The sequence below is a fragment of the Loigolactobacillus bifermentans DSM 20003 genome (assembly GCF_001434575.1).
In the GTDB taxonomy this organism is placed as follows: domain Bacteria; phylum Bacillota; class Bacilli; order Lactobacillales; family Lactobacillaceae; genus Loigolactobacillus; species Loigolactobacillus bifermentans.
The window spans coordinates 1-19,569 of sequence record NZ_AZDA01000041.1 but is presented as its reverse complement, the minus strand read 5'-3'; the positions used below and the strand labels follow the sequence as shown (position 1 = coordinate 19,569).

Here is a 19,569-nt window from a genome sequence, read left to right as displayed (position 1 = left end):
TTTAATAATTTACTCATTATTATAGGCTAATTACCCCATCAAAAGTAGCGCCTTATCAAAAAAAGACATCCCCATTGGGAATATCTGCTTACAATTCATGAAATCGCTGCTTCATTTTATGTTCACTTGCCTGAATAATTTCATCCGGTGTGACCTCAAACTTCGCACAGATCACTAACAACTGATCCAAACAGTCGCCTAACTCTTCTACCAGGTTCGCACGCGCAGCGGCCGGCGTTACCGCTGGTTCACCTGGGTGGTGCCGTCCAATTTCAAGTGCACGCACAGCGCGCGATAGCTCACCAACCTCTTCTGTCAAAAAATTAACCCGAATGAACGGTGATAATTGAAACCAATTTCGACGCTGATAAAAATCAACCAGCCAGTTTTGATGTGCCGCTAGTGCCAAGTAAACTCAGTCCTTTCACGTCTTTACTTTTGTGTCATATCGTTGCGATCACGTCGCATCAATGTCACCAAACCTGTAGAAGCAACAATTAAAACGACCACGATCAGCACACGTTTTAAATCAAAATGTAACACCGCATCCCCACCAAACGCATAGAAAAATGCTGACGGTAGACTGCCTAACACGATCAATTGTTCAAGCTGTGGCCGTTTGATTGCTAATTGAGCCGCAGCCAAATGGACCAGCGTATTTGGCACAAATGGCACTGAATAGCCTAACATGACGCCAATTCTTGGGTGACGCATTTTGAGTAGGTCCGTTAAAATGCGCGATTGATGCTTGGCCTGATGGTGATCCTCGATACGGTCGACCATTAATGCCCCAATCGAGTTGCCTAAGCTTAGGCCAATCACATTCACCACAAACCCCAATGGCGCGCCTAAACAGATGCCACTCACAATTGCAATCATCGCATTCGGTGCACCGGGAATAATAGTCACCGCCATTAACAACACTGCTAACGGAATTGCGGCAATCCAACCACGGCCACGAAACGCATGAATAAAAGTGGCGCGATTAAATGTTGGCTGGCGCAATAAATGTAACGCCGGCCAATAGTGCTGTAACAATAAGCCAATCAATAAAATTCCTAACACGGCACTGAACCCGATTACCCAACGTTTTACGGGTTGTTTCATGCGGTCACCCCACTTCTTTTGTTGTCAGTGTATCACAAAAAAGGATCAGTCACTTTGACTGATCCTAAAAGGTTAGTTTACCTTTTCAAATACGGTTTTACTCTTCACTTGACCTTGGCCTGCCTTGGCAATTTGGTAGGTAAAGCTGTGTGAGGTGAACTTACTGCCTGTGGCAAAGATCTTATTATACTGCCATTGTGAGACTTTACCATCCTTGGTCTGTTCCGCCAAAGTCATGGTGCCACCTTGAGCCGAATACCGCCAAGTGGCGCTTTCAGACTGTGACTTGTATTCCTTGTCAAAAGCAGTCTGACTGCCGGCCGCTTTCACCGCAGTATTTTTATCAGGATTAACCACCACTTCATTACCACTTGCTGCAAAGGTCACGTACAAGGTTTTATCCTTTGAAACACTTTGATAACGGTAAGTATTGCCTGGGATCCGTTTGGCAACTGAATGCCCCATGTACCAATAGGCGCCACCTAACGCTGCGATAATGACCACTAAGATCACAATAATAATCGGTGCTTTACTTTTTTTCATGCGTCACACCTCAGGTTAGTAATCTTCAGCGTCAGTTGTGTCATCCGAACTTGTGGTGACACTGCTGGAATTGGTATCAGATGCGGTATCGGATTCGCTTGAACTGTTGCTATCTGAGTCATCACTTGATTCAGAAGACAATGAAATATTGAAGTCGTAGCCCCCATCAGTGGCACTTAAAGTCACATCAATACTGTCAGCATCTGTCACATCGCTTAATTTATCATCTGATTCGAGCTGTTTATAGATCTTCTTAGCAACTTTTGCGGCGTTTTTAGCAGATAACTTATCACTTGCAATTGAGATACTTTGATCATCATCATAAACGGTTTGTGAGTCGGTATCTGTTGCTTCAGCGTCTACATCACTTGATTCAGAATCAGCTGATGCCGCACTGCTTGAATCACCACCAAAATCAACACTCACTTTGCTGGCGTCGACGCCTAATTGATCCGCTAATTTTGAACTAACTTCATCAGCAAAATCACTATCTTCTAAACCGCTCTTGCTGCTAGTCGTTGTGCTAGCGCTAGTCTTGTTAGCATTACTATCGGATGTAGTTGTTTGTGAATCAGTTGTTGCATTAATGCTGTCTGCATCTTTTTCAGCTGCAGCTGTGGTATCTGAACTGGCAGCACTACTGTCGCTGCCAGCAGTTGTGGTTGCCACTGGATCAACGGGTGATTCATAATCTGAATTATTAATTGTTGTTGTGGTCTTTTCGTTCGTTTCATTATTGGTCGAACTATTATTCGTGGTACTGTTGTTATTTGTTGTGTTATTAACGGTGATCGGTGAATCAACGATCGTCACCGAATTATCACTGTTGTCCACAAAGTTATTGATCGTCACTTTCGTATTTGCCACATGGGTGCCGTGACCTTCATAGTTCCAATCACTTGGCACGTATGAGCCATTACGATTTAAAATTAAAATGTCCCCTGCATAGATCAAATCGATATTCCGAATATGGTTATCATAAGCCAGTTTCCGCATTGGAATCCCCGTTGCTTGTGAAATACCGGATAACGTATCGCCCCATTGAATCACGTAACGACTTCCGTTTAAATCGTTAACGTTGATATGTTGTGATTGAATGTTGGTACTGATTTGTTCAGAACTATTAGCCACCCAATTGGTAATATCGGCCCGTTCTGCATTTGTTTGGTTCACATAAAAACCGTCCGCTAAAACCGCAGATGATTCCGCGATATACGGAACGAATAATAAGGCGCCTGCAAGTGCTGCCCCAATAACGCGCTTTTTGTTCATAAGTAACTCCTCCTAAGTGATTTAAGGTCTATTCCATCGGGCGAAACCCGCCACGGTGGAAACATGGCTCCTCCTAAAAAAGGATCCGATTTCAGTCGTCTGAAAGGAGTGCCTAAAATCCCCAATTTTATTTTTATAATTTTATCATACCTGTTTTGACGCTATAGCTCAATAACATCTTGTGTATTGGCCAGTTGCGCAAGCACTTTAAATGACTTTTTGATTGACTTCTACCGTGAGAACCGGCATACTACTGAATGGTGCCAAACCCACGGTGAAGGTTGTTAAAGGACGATCGGCGCGCAAGCGTTCCGAAGGTCGTCCCCCTTTGCCAAAAAATCCCCTTGCGCAGTGCGCAAGGGGATTTTTTAGTCCCAATAGATTCCTTTTTAGCCAGCGGTTAGCCCACACTGCCTGTCATTTCATAGCCGATCATCCGATTTAACTCGATGGCATATTCCAATGGCAACTCTTTGGTAAACGGCTCTACAAACCCCATGACGATCATCTCTGTTGCCTGAGCCTCCGAAATACCGCGACTCATTAAATAATAAAGCTGCTCTTCTGAAATTTTTGACACTTTGGCCTCATGTTCCATCGACACATTGCCATTCAGAATTTCATTAAATGGCACCGTATCCCCTGATGATTGTTCATCCATGATGATGGTATCACATTCCACATGGGCGAAAGAACCCTCTGCGTGACGTCCAAAACGGACTTTACCGCGATAATCCACGGCACCGCCATCCTTTGAAACCGACTTTGATACAATGGATGACGTGGTCCGCTTTGCATTATGAATCATTTGGCCACCTGTATCAGAATCGATATTGTGCCCGGCAACTGCAATCGACAACATCGTGCCATGCGCCCCTTCGCCATTTAAATAAACGGACGGGTATTTCATGGTTACCTTTGACCCAAAGTTGCCATCCACCCACTCCATTGTGGCATTTTCCAGCGCTTGAGCGCGCTTGGTTTCCAAACTATACACATTATTGGACCAGTTTTGAATCGTCGTATAACGACAATACGCGTTGGGCAAAACATTGACTTCCACCACAGCTGCATGTAAATTATCTTGACTATAAATCGAAGCGCTGCACCCTTCAACATATTCAATATGGGCCCCTTCATCCACAATGATCAGTGTTCGCTCGAACTGCCCTGAGCCCTCTGTATTCATGCGGTAATAGGACTGTAACGGCGTGGTTAGCGTGACGCCTTTGGGCACATAAATAAAGCTTCCACCTGACCAAACGGCTGCATTTAGCGCAGCAAATTTGTTATTTGATGGCTTAACCAGTTTGCCAAACCATTTTTTAAACAGTTCCGGATAGTCTTTTAAAGCCGAATCAATGTCGGTGAAAATAATGCCAGCTGCTGCAAATTTTTCACGCATGTGATGATAAACCACTTCCGATTCATATTGCACCGCCGAACCGCTTAAATGCTGCCGCTCAGCTTCCGGAATTCCAATCTTATCAAACGTCTCGCGAACATCATCTGGGACATCTTCCCAGTCGTTATACGCCTGATCCGTCATTTTCTGATAATACTTCATATTTGCAAAATCAAGCCCACTGAGATCCGGCCCATATTTTGGCATGGGCATTTTCTCATAAATATGAAACGCCTTTAAACGATAGGCCAACATCCAGGCTGGCTCAGCTTTTTCTCGAGAAATTTGACGAACAACTTCCTCTGTCAATCCTTGATGTGTTGAAAAAACAGGTTCAACATCATCATGAAAACCGAATTCATACGGCCGATCGGCAACGATCTCACTTAATTCATTCATTGTGCGCATCCTTTCTCGTTAACATCATCTATTTCAATAACGGTGCTGAAACATAGCTTGATTAAAATTAGATTAAATTATAACGCTGATTACAATATTTATATAGGGGTTTATACTAATTTTATATTATTTTGATCAAAAAAAGGGTCAGTCTTTGTTTTAAGACTGACACCTTGGATTTTTAATGCTGTTTTCGTTTCAATAAACGCCGTGCTTTTTTCATCGAAATCGCTTTGCCTTTGACCTTCGTCGGTTGTGGCACATTCGGCACTGTTTCACCTTTTAGCGCTGCTGGTAATTGCAACGCCTGACGTTGGTTGAGCAATTTCATTTCTGCCAAAACACCGATCAAACTGGTAATTGCCTGCAGCTGTGCACCACTATCAGGCTGCTTTTGCCGTGACCATTCACCGAAATCACGTAAAAAGGCATTTTCCCAATCAGCAGGCGCGACTAAGTACTGAGAATACAACAAATCAACAAAACCGCTCATATTGCCAATCGTCATCTGAGCATCCCAGCCTTGTGGCAACGGATGATCCGCTTGGCGCAACCACAAGGTCAATGCGGCCTCCACGCCTTGGGTATGAATGGCAATTGCGCGTTGGCGCTGCCATTTATGAGCACTTTGTTTCGCAACATGTTGATGTTCTAAATAGTTTTGCTCAGGATCTGGATCGCGTACAGCTGCTGCTGCAACCAATTTTTTAGGGTCTGCTAATAACGTTGCTGCCGCAGCCAATAGGGAATCTGGTGCTGTTTCAGCGATTTGTTCAGTTGCTGATAGCGGTGCTTTTTCAGCAAATTTTGCCTGCACAGCGGCTAATACTTCTGGTTCAAGGTCCGTTAAAAAGCGTTGATAATCATTGGCCCGCTTTTCATTTAAATCACCATGGGCGCCTGTATAAGCTAAAAAGGCTTTTAAAGTTGGCACCAGACGCTGATAATCGTCACGAGATAAGGTCATATTCACCATAAACGGTCCTGTTAACAGGGCCCGCAATACTTTCTTAGTCCAACTTTTAGGTGTTTTACGAAATTCATCATAAGCCCATTCAGACAAAGCGTTCACGATCGTCGCCAAAAAATCTGACGTGACCCCTGCTGGCCGTTGTGCCCACGCTTCGGCACTGTGCAAATAGGCCGCTAACCAGCCATAAGTATAAATGCTAATGTCACGGGCAATATAGTCACGCCATTTTGGTAAATCTGGATCTGTATTGATTTGACGCTGGTAAAGCGGTGCAACCAACGTCTTACGCTGATCCAGTTGTGACAAGGCCGTTTCAAGCGCCGCTTGATCGGCGCCAATTTGATCTGTTCGTGCTAAATAACGCAATAACGCTTGAACCACCTGATCATTGATTGCTTGCGCCGTTCGATCATCATCACTTGCCGGCACATGCTGGCGAATCGTGCTTAAAACAGCACACACCTGCTCGGCGGTCCAGTTTTGCAAACGTCCAGGGTAAACTTTCGCCATTAAGTCACCAAAATAAGTTACTGCTTCTTTGACTGAAGCTTGCGGGTAGTCCTTGACCGCCGCATATTCTAGCGAATCACGAAAGTTAGGCCATAATCGCATCAGTTCAGGTTCTTTAGTCATGAGTTACCTCCAAAAAATAGTCATTCCTTATCTATTATAATGATTTTTAGCATTGTCGGAAAGGACACTTTTGGTCTCATCACGATAAGGGCAATGCGCCATTGCAGGGACATCATCCCAATGCACCGGATAGCCTGCCCCATGTGCACAAAAAACTGAACCCGGCGTGTTCTCCAAATCGCCAACTGGATCATAGTTTGCCGCTGCAATGACTTCAGTCGCATTATGGCAAGGCTGGTAACCCAACACTTGACACGCTAACTGGCCTTGCCCGTGCGTGTACGCATGGACTGCCTGAGCATAACCTTGCATTTCGGAAACTGGTGCGGTCCCAACCAATGTGGCCATTGTTGACGCCGCCTGTTCAGCTAGCGTACAGGTCCCACTCATTCGCTGCACATCAGTCATCACCCGCCCAACTTGTTCAGTGGGGACCGTCAGTTGAAATTGATACCACGGCTCTAATAATTGGCAAGCTTGTTGGGCCTGCAACATCATCAAGCCTTGACGCACCGCCCGCCAAGTCGCTTCACGAAAGTCACCACCAACTGAATGGACGTTACTAGCCTTGCCACCGATCAAACTGATCTTCACATCCGTTAGTGGCGCACCTGTCAGCACGCCTAAGTGTGTCTTAGCCTGCAAACTACTTAACACTTGATGTTGCCAATTACGCCCTAAAACCTCTAACGAACAGTCGCTTGCAAAGGTCACACCACTGCCAGGCGCTGTGGGTTCAAGTAATAGATGAACTTCTGAATAATGCCGCAAAGGTTCAAAATGCCCGACCCCTTCGATCGGTTGGGTGATGGTTTCTTGATATAAAATACTGCCAGCACCAAACGTAACTGCTAAATCAAAGCGCTGTTGTAGGAGCTGTTGTAGCACCTCTAGTTGGACCGTTCCCATAATTTGAACCCGCAACTCTTGTAACGGTTCAGACCACGTGACATGCAACTCTGGGTCTTCCTCTTCCAATCGGCGTAGCGCTGCTAAACACACTTGAATATCATTGCCCTGCGGATCCAACGCCACATTTAATACTGGCTGTAGCACTGGCCGTTGCGCATCCTTGAGTTGTCCCAAACCTTGACCCGGATAAGTTGTCGTTAAACCAGTCAGTGCGTAGACATCACCACTAATAGCGACTGGTATCACCGTATATTTTAGGCCATTATAGCGTCGAATTTGATTGATTTTTTCATCATCAACCACCACTGCTTTGGTTTTTAAGGTCCCTCCAGTTAATCGAACCCAGGTCAAGCGCTCCCCTTTTTCATCTCGCGAGATCTTAAAGACACGCGCACCAAAGTCAGGTTGCGGCGTTGGCTGAGTCGTCCATTGTTGTAATCCAGCTAACAATTCCGTAATGCCAGTCAGCTTTAAAGCTGACCCAAAATAACACGGGAAAATCTGGCGGCGCTGGATCATTTGACGAACAGTTGCGTCAGACAATTGTTCAGTGGCCATAAATTGATCCAACACTTGCTCGTCTTGCAACGCAATTTCTTCTTGTAACGCTGGCATTAAGTCGGTTGAAAAGGCCAAACAACCTGGTGCTAAGGCCTGCTGCAATTGTGCCAAAATTCGGCTAGCCTCCCGGTCATTGGTATCCATTTTATTCACAAAAATCACTGTTGGCACCTGATAGCGCTGTAACAATTGCCACAATGTTCGTGTGTGTCCTTGTACCCCTTCCAATGCTGAAACTACCAACACCGCCACATCTAACACACTTAAAACTTGTTCAGCTTGCGCCGCAAAATCCACATGTCCTGGTGTGTCCAGCAACGTTAATTCCAGATCATCATAAGTTAAGCGCGCTTGATGTGAGAAAATCGTGATGCCTCGCTGCTTTTCTAATGCTTCCGGATCTAAAAAAGCGTCGCCTTTATCCACGCGGCCTAACTGCCGCACGGTGCCTGCATGATATAATAACGCTTCTGAAAGTGTGGTTTTACCAGCATCAACGTGGGCGACGATGCCTGCTACAATTTGCTTCATTACCATTAAAAGTCCTCTCTTCAATCAATTGACACAAGTCACACGGCGTTGCCAACTGAAAATCTGCTTGTTGGAGCGCTGAATCAGCGTGGGCCCCCCCAAGTTGCCAGCGCAAACTGAGCACCTGCTGCATGGGCGCACTGCAAATCATAAACCGTATCACCGACATACAAAAGTTCTATTGGCGTTCGCTTTAATTGTTGCGCCGCATACTGCAGCGGTGCCGGATCCGGTTTATGCTGCGTGGTATCTGAGGCGGTAACCACCAGTTGAAAATAATCGTTTAAACCAAACGGGGTAAACTCACGGGTGAACTCGCCACGATTCTTTGACGTGATGATGCCTAATGGCACTTGCCGATAAAGTTGCTGCAGCGCTGTTTGAACCTGCGGAAAAATACGGTACTGTTGCGTCATGGTCGCTGCCAACGCTGACCACTGTGCGCCTAAACGTTGGATTTGCGCTGGATCCGCGGTAAAGCGCTGTAAGGCCGTGGCACCAGGGATGCCGAGTACAAACGTCAATTTTTCAGCCGAAACCGTTAAATGAAGCTGGGTTTTCAACACTTGCTGTAATGACTGAATGATCACTTGCTCGGTATCGATCAGTGTGCCATCAATGTCAAACAAAATCGTTTTAAACATGACGTGCGCCTCTTTTCCTTAAATTTTACACCTATTTAACAGGCAATATGCTAAACTCAAACTAAGATTATGTTGCCAGATTCGAGGGATCACAGATGGAACGATGGGATATTTATGACAAAAACAAACAAAAAACTGGGCGCACAATGGCACGCAATGATTGGCGCATGGTACCAGGTGACTATCATTTAACGGTGATTGGTATTTTACAACGCCCTGACGGCCGCTTTTTAATTACCCAACGCAAAATGGATAAGGACTGGGGCGCTGGCTGGTGGGAAGTCACAGGTGGCGGCGTTCGCGCCGGAGAAACGTCTGAGCAGGCCGTTCGCCGTGAGTTACGTGAAGAAACCACACTAGACGTCAGTCAGGCGCAAGGCGGCTACGCCTTTACCTATCAGCGTGACAATCCAGCTGAACAGAACAACTATTTTGTCGATGTTTATAAATTTATCATGGCTTTTGATAAAACAGACATTGCCATGCAAGCTGAAGAAGTCTCACACTTCGATATTGTCACAGCGGACCAAATCAAAGCATACGCTGATCAAGGTATTTTTCTACATTATAATGCTTTAAAAACATTATTTGTTGCCCCAACCAACGACTAGGCCTTTACTGGCTTAGCCGTTTTTATATGCTTTCCTTAAAATAGCCAATCTCTATTAAAATTTTTCATTAAATATGGATTTACATTAGTAATCGAGAGGCGTATAATTCTTAGTCGCTGCGTAACCACTCGTTTGTGAGGGGTTCGTATTTTTTTCGGCATTCATTGGTAAAAATTCACAATTATTGGAGGTTCATATCTATGGTGATGAAAGCAATCGGGAAATACAAATTGCTGGTAACCGCTGCATTACTAACCATGCTGTTACAAGTTGGTGCCACCTTGTGGCAACCCAGCTATATGAAAAACATTTTAAGTGTCATGGCCAATATGTCGCTGTCTACCAGCGGTAAAATCGACAAAATCAGTGGTTATGGCATCGGCTTGATCGTCATCGCTGTAATCGGCCTGATCGGTTCGATTCTCAATACGCTGACTGCCGCTAAATTATCGCAGGCTGTTTCAGCTGATTTGCGGGAACAAACCTTCCGTAAAATTCAGACCTTCTCTTATGAAGATATTGAAAAATACAAGTCTGACAATTTAGTCGTTCGTATGACCAATGACGTGAACCAAATTCAGATGTTACTGATGATGGTTTTCCAAGTTTTGATTCGCATTCCGTTATTATTTGTTGGTGCCTTTGTGCTATCGATCATCACCATGCCGAAGTTATGGTGGATCATTGTGGTCATGGTGCTCTTAATTGCAGTGGTCACCGGCGTTTCTATGAAATCGATGGGCCCCCACTTTGCTGCCTTCCAGTCTTTAATGGACCGGATCAATGGCATCGCCAAAGATAATTTACGCGGTGCGCGCGTGGTGAAATCCTTCGTTCAAGAAAAAAGCCAGGCTGAAAAGTTTGATGCCGCTTCAGACGAATTATTAGGCCATAATTTGGCAGTTGGTTACACCTTCTCAACCATGGTACCGGCATTTACCATTATTTCACAGTTGGCGATTTTTGCGGCGATCTTATTGGTTTCAACTTTTGTCACCAAGTCGCCTTCCGTTGCCCAGGATCAATTAGGGGGCATTATGTCCTTCATTCAATATATGATGCAAATCATGTTTGCGATTATTATGGGCGGTATGATGAGTATGTTTGCGTCACGTGGGATGGTTTCCATGGGCCGGATCAAAGAAGTTTTGAGCACACCAACATCCATGACCTTTGACGATACGCCAGATGAAACATTAGATGGCACGGTGGAATTTGACCACGTTTCTTTTGCTTACCCCAATGACGATGCACCCACTTTAAAAGATATTAATTTCAAATTAACGTCTGGTGAAATGGTCGGGATCGTAGGGGCCACAGGCTCTGGTAAGTCCACTTTGGCGCAATTGATTCCGCGCTTGTTTGATCCAACTGAAGGTACCGTTAAGGTTGGCGGGAAAGACCTGAAACATGTGTCGCAAAAAACGCTGAAAAACACGATTTCAATCGTTTTACAAAAAGCCATCCTGTTCTCTGGCACCATTGCTGGTAACTTGAAACAAGGTAAGCCAGCAGCTAATGACAGCGATATGGATCGCGCAGCTGGTATTGCCCAAGCCGCCGAATTCATTAACCGCTTACCAGAACGTTACAATGCCCCAGTTGAAGAACGTGGCAACAACTTCTCAGGCGGACAAAAACAACGGTTATCCATTACCCGTGGGGTGATCAAGCAACCAAAAGTCTTGATTTTGGATGATTCAACCTCCGCACTAGATGCGCACTCAGAAAAATTGGTTCAAGAAGCCTTTAACCGCGACTTGAAAGGCACCACCACCATTATTATTGCGCAAAAGATCTCCAGTGTGGTTCACGCTGATACGATTTTAGTGTTAGATGAAGGGCGCTTAGTCGCCCAAGGCACCCATCACGAACTAGTTGAAAATTCACCCGTTTATCAACAAATCTACAACACACAAAAGGCAAAGGAGGCGTAGTCGATGAGTGATACAGCACGTGCCCTTAAATTCTTCTATCTTTACTTTAAAAAATATAAGCTCCAGTTCTTAGTGATCGCAATTTTCATCATTGTTGCCACTTACTTACAAGTCAAGGCGCCGGTTGTGATGGGGGATGCGATTACCCATTTAACCAATTACGTGACGCATTTCTTCACACATCAACATGCCCCAGAAGCCATGAAAGCATTGAAGAAAATCGCGGCTGGCTCTGCACAATCACAGGAAGCGTTACAAAATATTGCCCTGCAACTCAGCAAAGCTTCTGGACACCACATTGCGTGGACCAGTTTAACCGATGCAAACGTCCCGCAAACAGTCTTAGCACACTTGCCAAAAGGCACCACGATTCACAGTTTGCAGCAATTGGCCCAGATGCCAAGTAACTGGAAAGATTTAACCAACGCTAACGTGCCTGCCAGTATTTTGTCATCCCTGCCAAAAGGTACAACCATTCACAGCTTGCACCAGGCCGCCGTTTCCAACCCAGCCAGCAAAGCCACTTTCTTTGCTGCCATGTGGAAACTGTTATCCTTCTACATCATGACGGGTGTGGCGCAATTGATCTACACGATTCTATTCACCCGAATCGTGGCCCATTCTACGAACCGGATGCGTAAAGGACTATTCGGCAAGTTAGAAAAAATGACGATTGCCTACTTCGATCGTCATGAAGATGGTGACATTCTAGCGCGCTTTACTTCTGATTTGGATAACATTCAAAACACGTTAAACCAAGCAGCCGTTAACGTCACCACAAACTTTGCTTTATTTGTCGGGATCCTGATCATGATTTTCCGGCAAAACGTTTCAATGGCCTGGGTCACCGTTTCAACCACCCCAGTCGCCATTTTATGTGCCATCATCATTGTCATTCAAGCGAAGAAGTCCACTGACCGCCAACAAGCAGAAGTCGGTGTACTCAACGCCTACATGGATGAAAAGATCTCTGGGCAAAAAGCAATCATCGTTGAAGGCCAGCAACAAGAAACCATTGACGGCTTCGTTGTTCGGAATAAGAAGGTTCAAAAATCAACCTTTGCCGCACAAGCCTGGTCAGGGATGATCTTCCCTTTGATGAATGGTTTTTCATTGTTAACCACTGCTTTGGTGATTTTCTTAGGGACCAAAATTGCCTTAAATGATCACTCATTAAGTACCGCAGCCGCTTTAGGACTGGTGGTAACCTTTATCCAATACGCGCAACAATACTATAACCCGATCATGCAGATCTCCAGTTCCTTCGGCCAATTACAATTAGCCGTCACTGGAGCAACACGTTTAAATGTCATGTTTGATGAACCTGATGAAATTCGGCCTGAAAACGGCAAACCCTTTGAACACGTGGGCGATGGGATTCAAATTGATCATGTCAACTTCGGTTATTTACCTGACAAGCCAATTTTAAAGGACGTTAGTATCGACGTGAAAAAAGGCCAAATGGTCGCCTTAGTTGGCCCCACTGGTTCTGGTAAAACCACTGTGATGAACTTAATGAACCGCTTCTACGACGTGGATAGCGGCGCGATTAAGTACGGCGGAACCGATATTCGTGAATTTGACCTTGATAGTTTACGGTCTAAGGTTGGAATCGTCTTACAAGAATCTGTTCTGTTCTCTGGCACCATTGCAGACAACATTCGCTTTGGGAAGCCCGATGCCAGTATGGATGACGTGATCACCGTGGCCAAAACCACGCATATTCATGACTTTATCGAAAGCCTACCTGACAAATATGAGACTCACGTTGATGAAAATAACTCCGTGTTCTCAGTCGGGCAAAAACAACAAATCTCCATTGCACGCACCATTCTCACCAACCCTGAGATCTTGATCTTAGACGAAGCCACCAGTAACGTGGACACCGTTACCGAGCAACAAATTCAATGGGCCATGGAAGCCGCCATTGCTGGTCGAACTTCCTTCGTAATTGCCCATCGCTTAAAGACCATTTTAAACGCTGATAAGATCGTCGTCTTAAAAGACGGTCAAGTCATTGAAGTTGGGACTCACCAAGAATTAGTAGCTGCCAAAGGTTTCTACGCTGAACTGTATCATAACCAATTCGTCTTTGAATAAAGTACGTCAAAAGAGCGATTCCCGCGGGAATCGCTCTTTTTTTGTAGCCATGTTAAGCGCGCTTGCTTAGTGCCAGCGCTAAGCCAATATACAACACAGCAATCACGGTCAACACAAAAAACATGCTTTGATACGAAGTAAGTTGAACCACCCAGCCCAACACAACTGCGCCTAAGCCCATCCCTAAATCATAGGCATTTAAAAACATCCCAGTAGCGGTGTCCCGATCTGCCATGGTCGTGCGCTTAAAGAGCCAGGCTTGTAACGTGGGATAGATGGCACCATCAGCAACGCCATAAAACACCCCAGCGAGTAATAGCATCCAGTTACGATCCACCCAAGCCAGCAACACCATGCCAATTGTCAACAATACAGTGCTTAACCATAAGATCAAGCGCGGTCCTTGCCGATCAAACGTATGGCCAACAATGGGCCGAATTACCACGCCTGCCAATGCAGCTACAAAGAAGAACCCCGAAATACCACTTAAATGATGCAGTTGGACGTAAATCGGTGTAAACGTCATGACACCGTTCATTAACACCCCTAAAATAAATACCAACCCACACTGCGGCAGAAATTGCTTTTGAAAAACGTGTTGGACTTGTTTAGGCTGAGCTGGAATGACTTGTGGCTTCGTGGTCCCTAAAATCATCACCAAGGCTGCAAATAAGATCCCAACACAGGCCAGAAAGAATGCTTGAAAGGAATAGTGCTGCACAAGGGCCAACGCCAACAGCGGGGCTAAGGAGGCCGTTACCATGGTGCCAATCCCAAAGTAGCCCATGCCCGCGCCTATTTTATGGCGCGGCAACTCGGCCGCCGCAGACGTGGCAAAATAAGTGGTAGTTAACCCATGGCCTAAGCCATTAAATAACCGCAATAAGACCAATAAACCAAAACCACTTAATAACGGGTAACTGATTGCTGCGATCAGATATAAAAAGATTCCCCCGATCAACAGGACTTTCTTACTAAAATGTGCTGAAAACCAAGGAATTCGCAGCCGGGTTAACAGTGCCGCAAACATGATTGCCCCTACAAAAATACCGATCTGTGACGGGGTTAACCCGAGCTTTTTCCCATATAACGGTAACACCGGTACTTGCATGTTATACACCATAAACAGCAATGCATTGCCGATCAAGATTAAAATAAAATTCCGACTCCAATAGGATTGTTTCTGACTCATCTGCCTAACTCCTTTTTAGCAAGCGCGCTATTTTAGCACAAAAAAAGACCAAATAAGATTAAATAACATCTTATCTGGTCTGATAACCCTCCGATACGCCACGCGTACCTTATCTAACTGAATAGTCTTCCGATCTTGCTGATTTAATTGTTAATTCTATTTTAGCGTAGCTGGCTTTGAAAAATCAAGCCTCTTTAGTGGTTGTATCAGCTTCATCAACATCTGGAGCGTCAAAGGTATCCACCGTTTCCGGTAACGCCATTTTACCGTCCAGTTGATAGAAGATCGCCTGCATATTTTCTTCAATATCGGTTAATTCGTCGGCATAGTCATGAAGTTGCTTGCCATAATGCGCCACTTGTTCTGTAGAAACACTGGTTTTATAGCGCAGCTTGTGTTCCAAGCTGGCCCACATATCCATACCCACCGTCCGAATCTGAACTTCCACCGGTGCAATTTTAACGCCAGAAGCTTGAAAAACCGGCACCGTCACCACCAAATGTAGACTACGATAACCACTAGGTTTGGGATGCTTAATATAATCCTTACGTTTTAACAATTCCACATCACTTTGCGCAATCAAATTATTGGCCACCGTATAAACATCATTTAAGTAGTTGGTGACGACCCGAATCCCCCCTAAATCAAAAATATGATTGTACACACTGGTAATTGATGGCGCTAGGCCTTTGCGCCGTAATTTACCTTGTAAGGAACGAGGATCCTTCATTCGCTCTTCCATATGATGAATGGGATTATGATCATAATGAATCGCATAATCCGCATCTAAATTATCAAGTTTTGTGCCAATTTCGTTGACAGCCAGCTGGCATAATTGATAATAATCTGCCATTTGGGTCACATTATTGGCCATGCGCCGATCGCCTAATGCCATTAATTCCCGCTGGATCTGTTTAATATTGAGTAAGTTCTCTCGTGCAAGTATCATTCAAAAACCTTCTTAATCTGAGTTTGATTTACAAATAGTGTAATCATCTCGCGCAAAATAATCAATCCAACTTTGGTCTTGTCCTTGACTGCCCATTCGTACAGCAAAAAACCAACTCAGCGGAGTTGGTTTTAAGTCTAATTTGTCCTCAAATCACACGATTGATCGGTTGACCATTGAAATAAGCTGCGACGTTATCGTGAATCATTTGTAATAAGCGTTGGCGGGTCTCCAATCCTCGCCAACCAATATGCGGTGTTACGATTACGTTCGGCAGGGTAAACAATGGACTGTCATCTGGTAACGGCTCAACCTCTTGGACGTCCAAGCCAGCGCCAGCGATCTCATGCTGTTGCAAAGCCGTTATTAATGCAGCCTGATCAATCAAACCACCACGGGCGGTGTTAATTAAGTAAGCGGACGGCTTCATCGCTTTTAAAACAGCCGCGTTGATCAGATGATGGGTCGTGTCATTTAACGGTAAATTAAGCGAAATAAAATCACTTTGCGCAAATAGCTCTGCTTGCGTGGTGAAATGGATCCCATTAAAATCTTCTCGCGGTGTGCGTGTTGCAACTAAGATCTTCATGTCCATGGCCTGGGCCACTTTGATAATCGCCTGGCCAATGTGACCAAAACCAACCACACCTAACGTTTTGCCATTTAATTCCTCATGACTGACCATTAAATGCTTGCTAAAATTATCGTGATTGCCGGCAGCAATCATGCTGATCTGCGTTTGCATGGTGCTTGCTAAATTCAGCATCAACATAATCGCTGTATGCGCCACACGTTGGGTACTGTAGGCGGGTATATTGGTTAATACAATGCCCTTTTCTTTCAAAGCAGCAATATCATAGTTATTGTAGCCGGTACCTGCTTCGCAGACCATTTTGATACTTGCCGGAAATTGTCGAATAATGGCGCCTGGCATGGGCATTTCTTTGGTGATCACCACTGCTGCACCAGCCACCCGTTCTAAAATTTGGTCTTCTGATGTAGTATCATACGTCACCACATCCCCTGGTAACGTGGCCCAATCAATATTGTGATCATAATTAACGACACTACCATTTAATACGACTACTTTTTGCATGCTTTTGCCTCCTTATAAAACAGCTACTGTCCATTCTACAAAGCCCCATAACGGTTTGAAACCGTTTGCTAATCACACAATAACTTACTACTTGTGAAAAATCAACTAGCAGTACAATTTAAGTTCAAATTAGACTTGTTTTGCTTGTGCTATAACACTGCCGGCTTCCCTAAAAAGCAACAAATCACCCTTCAAACTTGTATCCCTCACATGCCTTCATACTGATCGTAATCGATTTGAATCCTTGCAGTCTTGCCAACTTCTCCGTTACACTTAAAGAAAATTCGAAAAATGAGATGATCAGATGCAACAACGTAAATTAGGCTCATGTACGACAATTTTAGTGGGTAAAAAGGCCACTTTAGACGGTGCCACTTTAATTGCGCGCAATGAAGATGGCAGTGGTGACGCCGCAAATCCACAACGTTTTGTCGTCATTGATACCAAGGACCAACCAACCCATTATCAAGCTGTCCAAAGTGGCGCCAAAATCGACTTACCCGCTGATCCACTGCGCTACACCTCAACCCCAGATGCAGATCCACAATATGGCATCTGGGGCGGCGCTGGTATCAATCGTGCCAACGTTGCCATGACTGCCACTGAAACGAGCACCACGAACGCTCGCATTTTAGGCATTGATCCACTGGTTGAAACTGGCTTTGGCGAAGAAGATTTTATCACGATCACCTTACCTTACAGCCACTCGGCGCGAGCAGGGGTGCAGCGGTTAGGCGCCTTACTTGAAACATATGGGACCTATGAATCCAATGGCATCGCCTTTGCTGATCAAGATGAAGTCTGGTATTTTGAAACGATTGGTGGCCATCATTGGGCTGCCATTAAGATTCCAGACGATGCTTACGTGATTGCCCCTAATCGCTTTAATATTGCGGACTATGATTTTGAAGCCGAAAATACCTTATTTTCGGCTGATTTACCCCGTTTAATTGAACAATACCGACTAAATCCTGACCATGATACGGTTAATTTACGCCATATTTTTGGTAGTGCCACCTTAAAAGATCAACATTACAACAATCCACGGGCCTGGTATGTGCAGTCCATTTTAAATCCCAGTCGCCTGCAAACACCACTGGATCAGGACTTACCTTTTGCGTTGGTTCCTGAGCAGAAAATCAGTCTTGAAACCATTAAATGGCTGCTTAGTTCTCATTATCAAAATACGGCTTACGATCCTTACGGCACAGGGACGCCTGAACAACGCCATGCTTTTCGCCCCATTGGTATCAATCGTAATCAAGAAACGCATGTCCTACAAATTCGGCCTCACGTGCCGCCTGAAATCGCCGGTATTCATTGGCTGGCCTATGGTCCCAATACCTTTAATGCGCTTGTACCATTTTACGCCAACGTATCTGATACACCAAGCTGTTACCGCGACACCACCCCGCAATACGACCCCACACAGGTCTATTGGTTAAGCCGCACCATGGGCATTTTAGGAGACCACGATTACCCACGACTAAACGCCTTTGCTGCAGATTTTGACCAACAGCTCACAGCAGCTTGCCGCCAAATCCAACACACCACCGACCAGCAATTCAGCGCGCTTAAAACGCCACTGACACAGCTAGAACAAGCTAATCAGCAAATGGCCAACTTGTATGTCACTCAGGCCACCCAGCTATTAGGTCAAATGGTCGCTTTAAGTGCGACCCAGATGAAATTGAAATATAATTTAAATGATTGACGTTAGAATAGCTTCGCGACGTCATGCTTGACCGCATAAAAAGGGTCTAAAAATCTGAAATATTTGGATTTTTAGAGCTTTTTAGATCATGCATAAAAACGTTTCTCTGCTAATGAATCATTTACTTTAAATGAACTGATGCTTTTTTATATCTCATCACTTTTATATATGATATTATCACTAAATAAACCGGTACCAAAGAAAGGAGATTTTTATGACATTTACACTGCCAGAACTTTCCTATCCTTGTGACGCTTTAGAACCTTACATTGATGAAGCAACGATGAGGCTACACCATGATAAGCACCATCAAACTTATGTTGATAAGTTGAATGCCACTTTAAAGGACAATGAGCAATTAGCAAACCTGTCAATCGAGCAGCTGTTACAAAACTTAAACACCTTGCCTGAAAATATCCAAACCAGTATTCGTAATAATGGCGGTGGGCATTACAACCATTCTATTTTCTGGAAGATGCTCACACCAAACGTTGATTCTCAACCTTCAAAAGCGTTACTTGAAGCGATTGACGAAACCTTTGGTTCTTATGATCAATTTAAACAAGCCTTCACTGACGCGGCGCTTTCTGTATTTGGATCAGGATGGACTTGGTTAATTCGGGAAGCAGACAATTCGCTTAATATTGTGACCACTAAAAATCAAGACTCCCCGCTAACAAATCATCAAGTTCCTTTATTGGGTTTAGATGTTTGGGAACATGCTTATTATCTTAAATATCAAAATCGTCGGCCAGAATATATCAATAATTTCTGGCATGTTGTCAATTGGGATGAAGTCAATCGACGAATGAACGACTAATCATTAACAAAACGCTAAATCAAGGGCAGAGCAACTACTTAAAATGTAGTTCTCTGCCTTTTTTGATGCATATTGCATATTTTTTGTCATGAATTCACCCAAAATCAATCTCTCTCCCGAATTATTCATACGAGGTTTAATATCGGCATACCGCACAATTTTGGACCAAT

General features: G+C 44.6%; 15 protein-coding genes and 1 pseudogene. 5 read left to right on the top strand and 11 right to left on the bottom strand.

Going from position 1 to position 19,569, the window contains the following annotated elements; all coding sequences use genetic code 11:
* Nucleotides 1–88: 88 nt before the first annotated feature.
* The 8 genes from FC07_RS05845 to FC07_RS05810 all read right to left on the bottom strand — a co-directional run bounded on the left by FC07_RS05845 (nt 89) and on the right by FC07_RS05810 (nt 8,980).
* Nucleotides 89–409 carry a MazG nucleotide pyrophosphohydrolase domain-containing protein gene (locus FC07_RS05845; protein ID WP_057904192.1) on the bottom strand — a complete coding sequence of 107 codons (321 nt, stop codon included), beginning with the start codon at nt 407–409 and terminating at the stop codon, nt 89–91.
* 23 nt (nt 410–432) lie between these two features.
* A complete protein-coding gene (locus FC07_RS05840) occupies nt 433–1,107 on the bottom strand; it encodes a VTT domain-containing protein (RefSeq protein ID WP_057904191.1) in 675 nt (224 codons plus the stop codon).
* Between the two features lie 72 nt (nt 1,108–1,179).
* The gene (locus tag FC07_RS05835; RefSeq protein ID WP_057904190.1) at nt 1,180–1,650 is read right to left on the bottom strand and encodes a hypothetical protein; all 471 of its coding nucleotides are present in this window, start codon (nt 1,648–1,650) and stop codon (nt 1,180–1,182) included.
* A gap of 15 nt (nt 1,651–1,665) precedes the next feature.
* A complete protein-coding gene (locus FC07_RS05830) occupies nt 1,666–2,922 on the bottom strand; it encodes a LysM peptidoglycan-binding domain-containing protein (protein WP_057904189.1) in 1,257 nt (418 codons plus the stop codon).
* 400 nt (nt 2,923–3,322) lie between these two features.
* Nucleotides 3,323–4,726 carry a Fe-S cluster assembly protein SufB gene (gene sufB / locus FC07_RS05825; RefSeq protein ID WP_057904188.1) on the bottom strand — a complete coding sequence of 468 codons (1,404 nt, stop codon included), beginning with the start codon at nt 4,724–4,726 and terminating at the stop codon, nt 3,323–3,325.
* Nucleotides 4,727–4,907: 181 nt separating this feature from the next.
* Nucleotides 4,908–6,332 (bottom strand): hypothetical protein, encoded by a 1,425-nt coding sequence (locus FC07_RS05820; protein ID WP_057904187.1) that lies wholly within the window; start codon nt 6,330–6,332, stop codon nt 4,908–4,910.
* A gap of 27 nt (nt 6,333–6,359) precedes the next feature.
* Nucleotides 6,360–8,336, bottom strand: a complete 1,977-nt coding sequence (locus FC07_RS05815) for a GTP-binding protein (RefSeq protein WP_057904223.1) — start codon at nt 8,334–8,336, stop codon at nt 6,360–6,362.
* A gap of 83 nt (nt 8,337–8,419) precedes the next feature.
* Nucleotides 8,420–8,980 carry an HAD family hydrolase gene (locus FC07_RS05810; protein WP_057904186.1) on the bottom strand — a complete coding sequence of 187 codons (561 nt, stop codon included), beginning with the start codon at nt 8,978–8,980 and terminating at the stop codon, nt 8,420–8,422.
* Between the two features lie 95 nt (nt 8,981–9,075).
* Between FC07_RS05810 and FC07_RS05805 the strand changes: the two genes are divergently transcribed.
* From FC07_RS05805 to FC07_RS05795, 3 genes and pseudogenes are all read left to right on the top strand, one after another.
* Nucleotides 9,076–9,591, top strand: coding sequence for an NUDIX hydrolase (locus tag FC07_RS05805; RefSeq protein ID WP_057904185.1), 516 nt, complete (start codon nt 9,076–9,078; stop codon nt 9,589–9,591).
* Between the two features lie 200 nt (nt 9,592–9,791).
* Nucleotides 9,792–11,528: an ABC transporter ATP-binding protein gene (locus tag FC07_RS05800; RefSeq protein ID WP_057904184.1), complete on the top strand. Its 1,737-nt coding sequence runs from the start codon at nt 9,792–9,794 to the stop codon at nt 11,526–11,528.
* Nucleotides 11,529–12,020: 492 nt separating this feature from the next.
* Nucleotides 12,021–13,628, top strand: a pseudogene (locus tag FC07_RS05795) (ABC transporter ATP-binding protein); the annotation flags it as partial.
* 52 nt (nt 13,629–13,680) lie between these two features.
* Here the strand turns inward: FC07_RS05795 and FC07_RS05790 are convergent.
* From FC07_RS05790 to FC07_RS05780, 3 genes are all read right to left on the bottom strand, one after another.
* On the bottom strand, nt 13,681–14,820 hold the full coding sequence (locus FC07_RS05790) for an MFS transporter (protein WP_057904182.1): 1,140 nt from the start codon (nt 14,818–14,820) through the stop codon (nt 13,681–13,683).
* A gap of 184 nt (nt 14,821–15,004) precedes the next feature.
* Entirely contained in the window at nt 15,005–15,769 is a 765-nt protein-coding gene (locus tag FC07_RS05785; RefSeq protein ID WP_083483216.1) for a GTP pyrophosphokinase, read from the bottom strand.
* A gap of 148 nt (nt 15,770–15,917) precedes the next feature.
* Nucleotides 15,918–16,865 carry a 2-hydroxyacid dehydrogenase gene (locus tag FC07_RS05780; RefSeq protein ID WP_057904181.1) on the bottom strand — a complete coding sequence of 316 codons (948 nt, stop codon included), beginning with the start codon at nt 16,863–16,865 and terminating at the stop codon, nt 15,918–15,920.
* A gap of 304 nt (nt 16,866–17,169) precedes the next feature.
* On the opposite strand from FC07_RS05780, the gene FC07_RS05775 reads away from it, so the two are divergent.
* Both FC07_RS05775 and FC07_RS05770 read left to right on the top strand, forming a co-directional pair.
* Nucleotides 17,170–18,579 (top strand): C69 family dipeptidase, encoded by a 1,410-nt coding sequence (locus FC07_RS05775; RefSeq protein ID WP_057904180.1) that lies wholly within the window; start codon nt 17,170–17,172, stop codon nt 18,577–18,579.
* A gap of 214 nt (nt 18,580–18,793) precedes the next feature.
* Nucleotides 18,794–19,399 (top strand): superoxide dismutase, encoded by a 606-nt coding sequence (locus FC07_RS05770; RefSeq protein ID WP_057904179.1) that lies wholly within the window; start codon nt 18,794–18,796, stop codon nt 19,397–19,399.
* Nucleotides 19,400–19,569: the final 170 nt, after the last annotated feature.

Bases quoted from the DNA above. Each gene is read 5' to 3' on its own strand.
- FC07_RS05840 (WP_057904191.1), bottom strand. From the start codon at position 1,107: ATGAAACAACCCGTAAAACGTTGGGTAATCGGGTTCAGTGCCGTGTTA.
- FC07_RS05835 (WP_057904190.1), bottom strand. From the start codon at position 1,650: ATGAAAAAAAGTAAAGCACCGATTATTATTGTGATCTTAGTGGTCATT.
- FC07_RS05830 (WP_057904189.1), bottom strand. From the start codon at position 2,922: ATGAACAAAAAGCGCGTTATTGGGGCAGCACTTGCAGGCGCCTTATTA.
- sufB (WP_057904188.1), bottom strand. From the start codon at position 4,726: ATGAATGAATTAAGTGAGATCGTTGCCGATCGGCCGTATGAATTCGGT.
- FC07_RS05820 (WP_057904187.1), bottom strand. From the start codon at position 6,332: ATGACTAAAGAACCTGAACTGATGCGATTATGGCCTAACTTTCGTGAT.
- FC07_RS05815 (WP_057904223.1), bottom strand. From the start codon at position 8,336: ATGAAGCAAATTGTAGCAGGCATCGTCGCCCACGTTGATGCTGGTAAA.
- FC07_RS05810 (WP_057904186.1), bottom strand. From the start codon at position 8,980: ATGTTTAAAACGATTTTGTTTGACATTGATGGCACACTGATCGATACC.
- FC07_RS05805 (WP_057904185.1), top strand. From the start codon at position 9,076: ATGGAACGATGGGATATTTATGACAAAAACAAACAAAAAACTGGGCGC.
- FC07_RS05800 (WP_057904184.1), top strand. From the start codon at position 9,792: ATGGTGATGAAAGCAATCGGGAAATACAAATTGCTGGTAACCGCTGCA.
- FC07_RS05790 (WP_057904182.1), bottom strand. From the start codon at position 14,820: ATGAGTCAGAAACAATCCTATTGGAGTCGGAATTTTATTTTAATCTTG.
- FC07_RS05785 (WP_083483216.1), bottom strand. From the start codon at position 15,769: ATGATACTTGCACGAGAGAACTTACTCAATATTAAACAGATCCAGCGG.
- FC07_RS05780 (WP_057904181.1), bottom strand. From the start codon at position 16,865: ATGCAAAAAGTAGTCGTATTAAATGGTAGTGTCGTTAATTATGATCAC.
- FC07_RS05775 (WP_057904180.1), top strand. From the start codon at position 17,170: ATGCAACAACGTAAATTAGGCTCATGTACGACAATTTTAGTGGGTAAA.
- FC07_RS05770 (WP_057904179.1), top strand. From the start codon at position 18,794: ATGACATTTACACTGCCAGAACTTTCCTATCCTTGTGACGCTTTAGAA.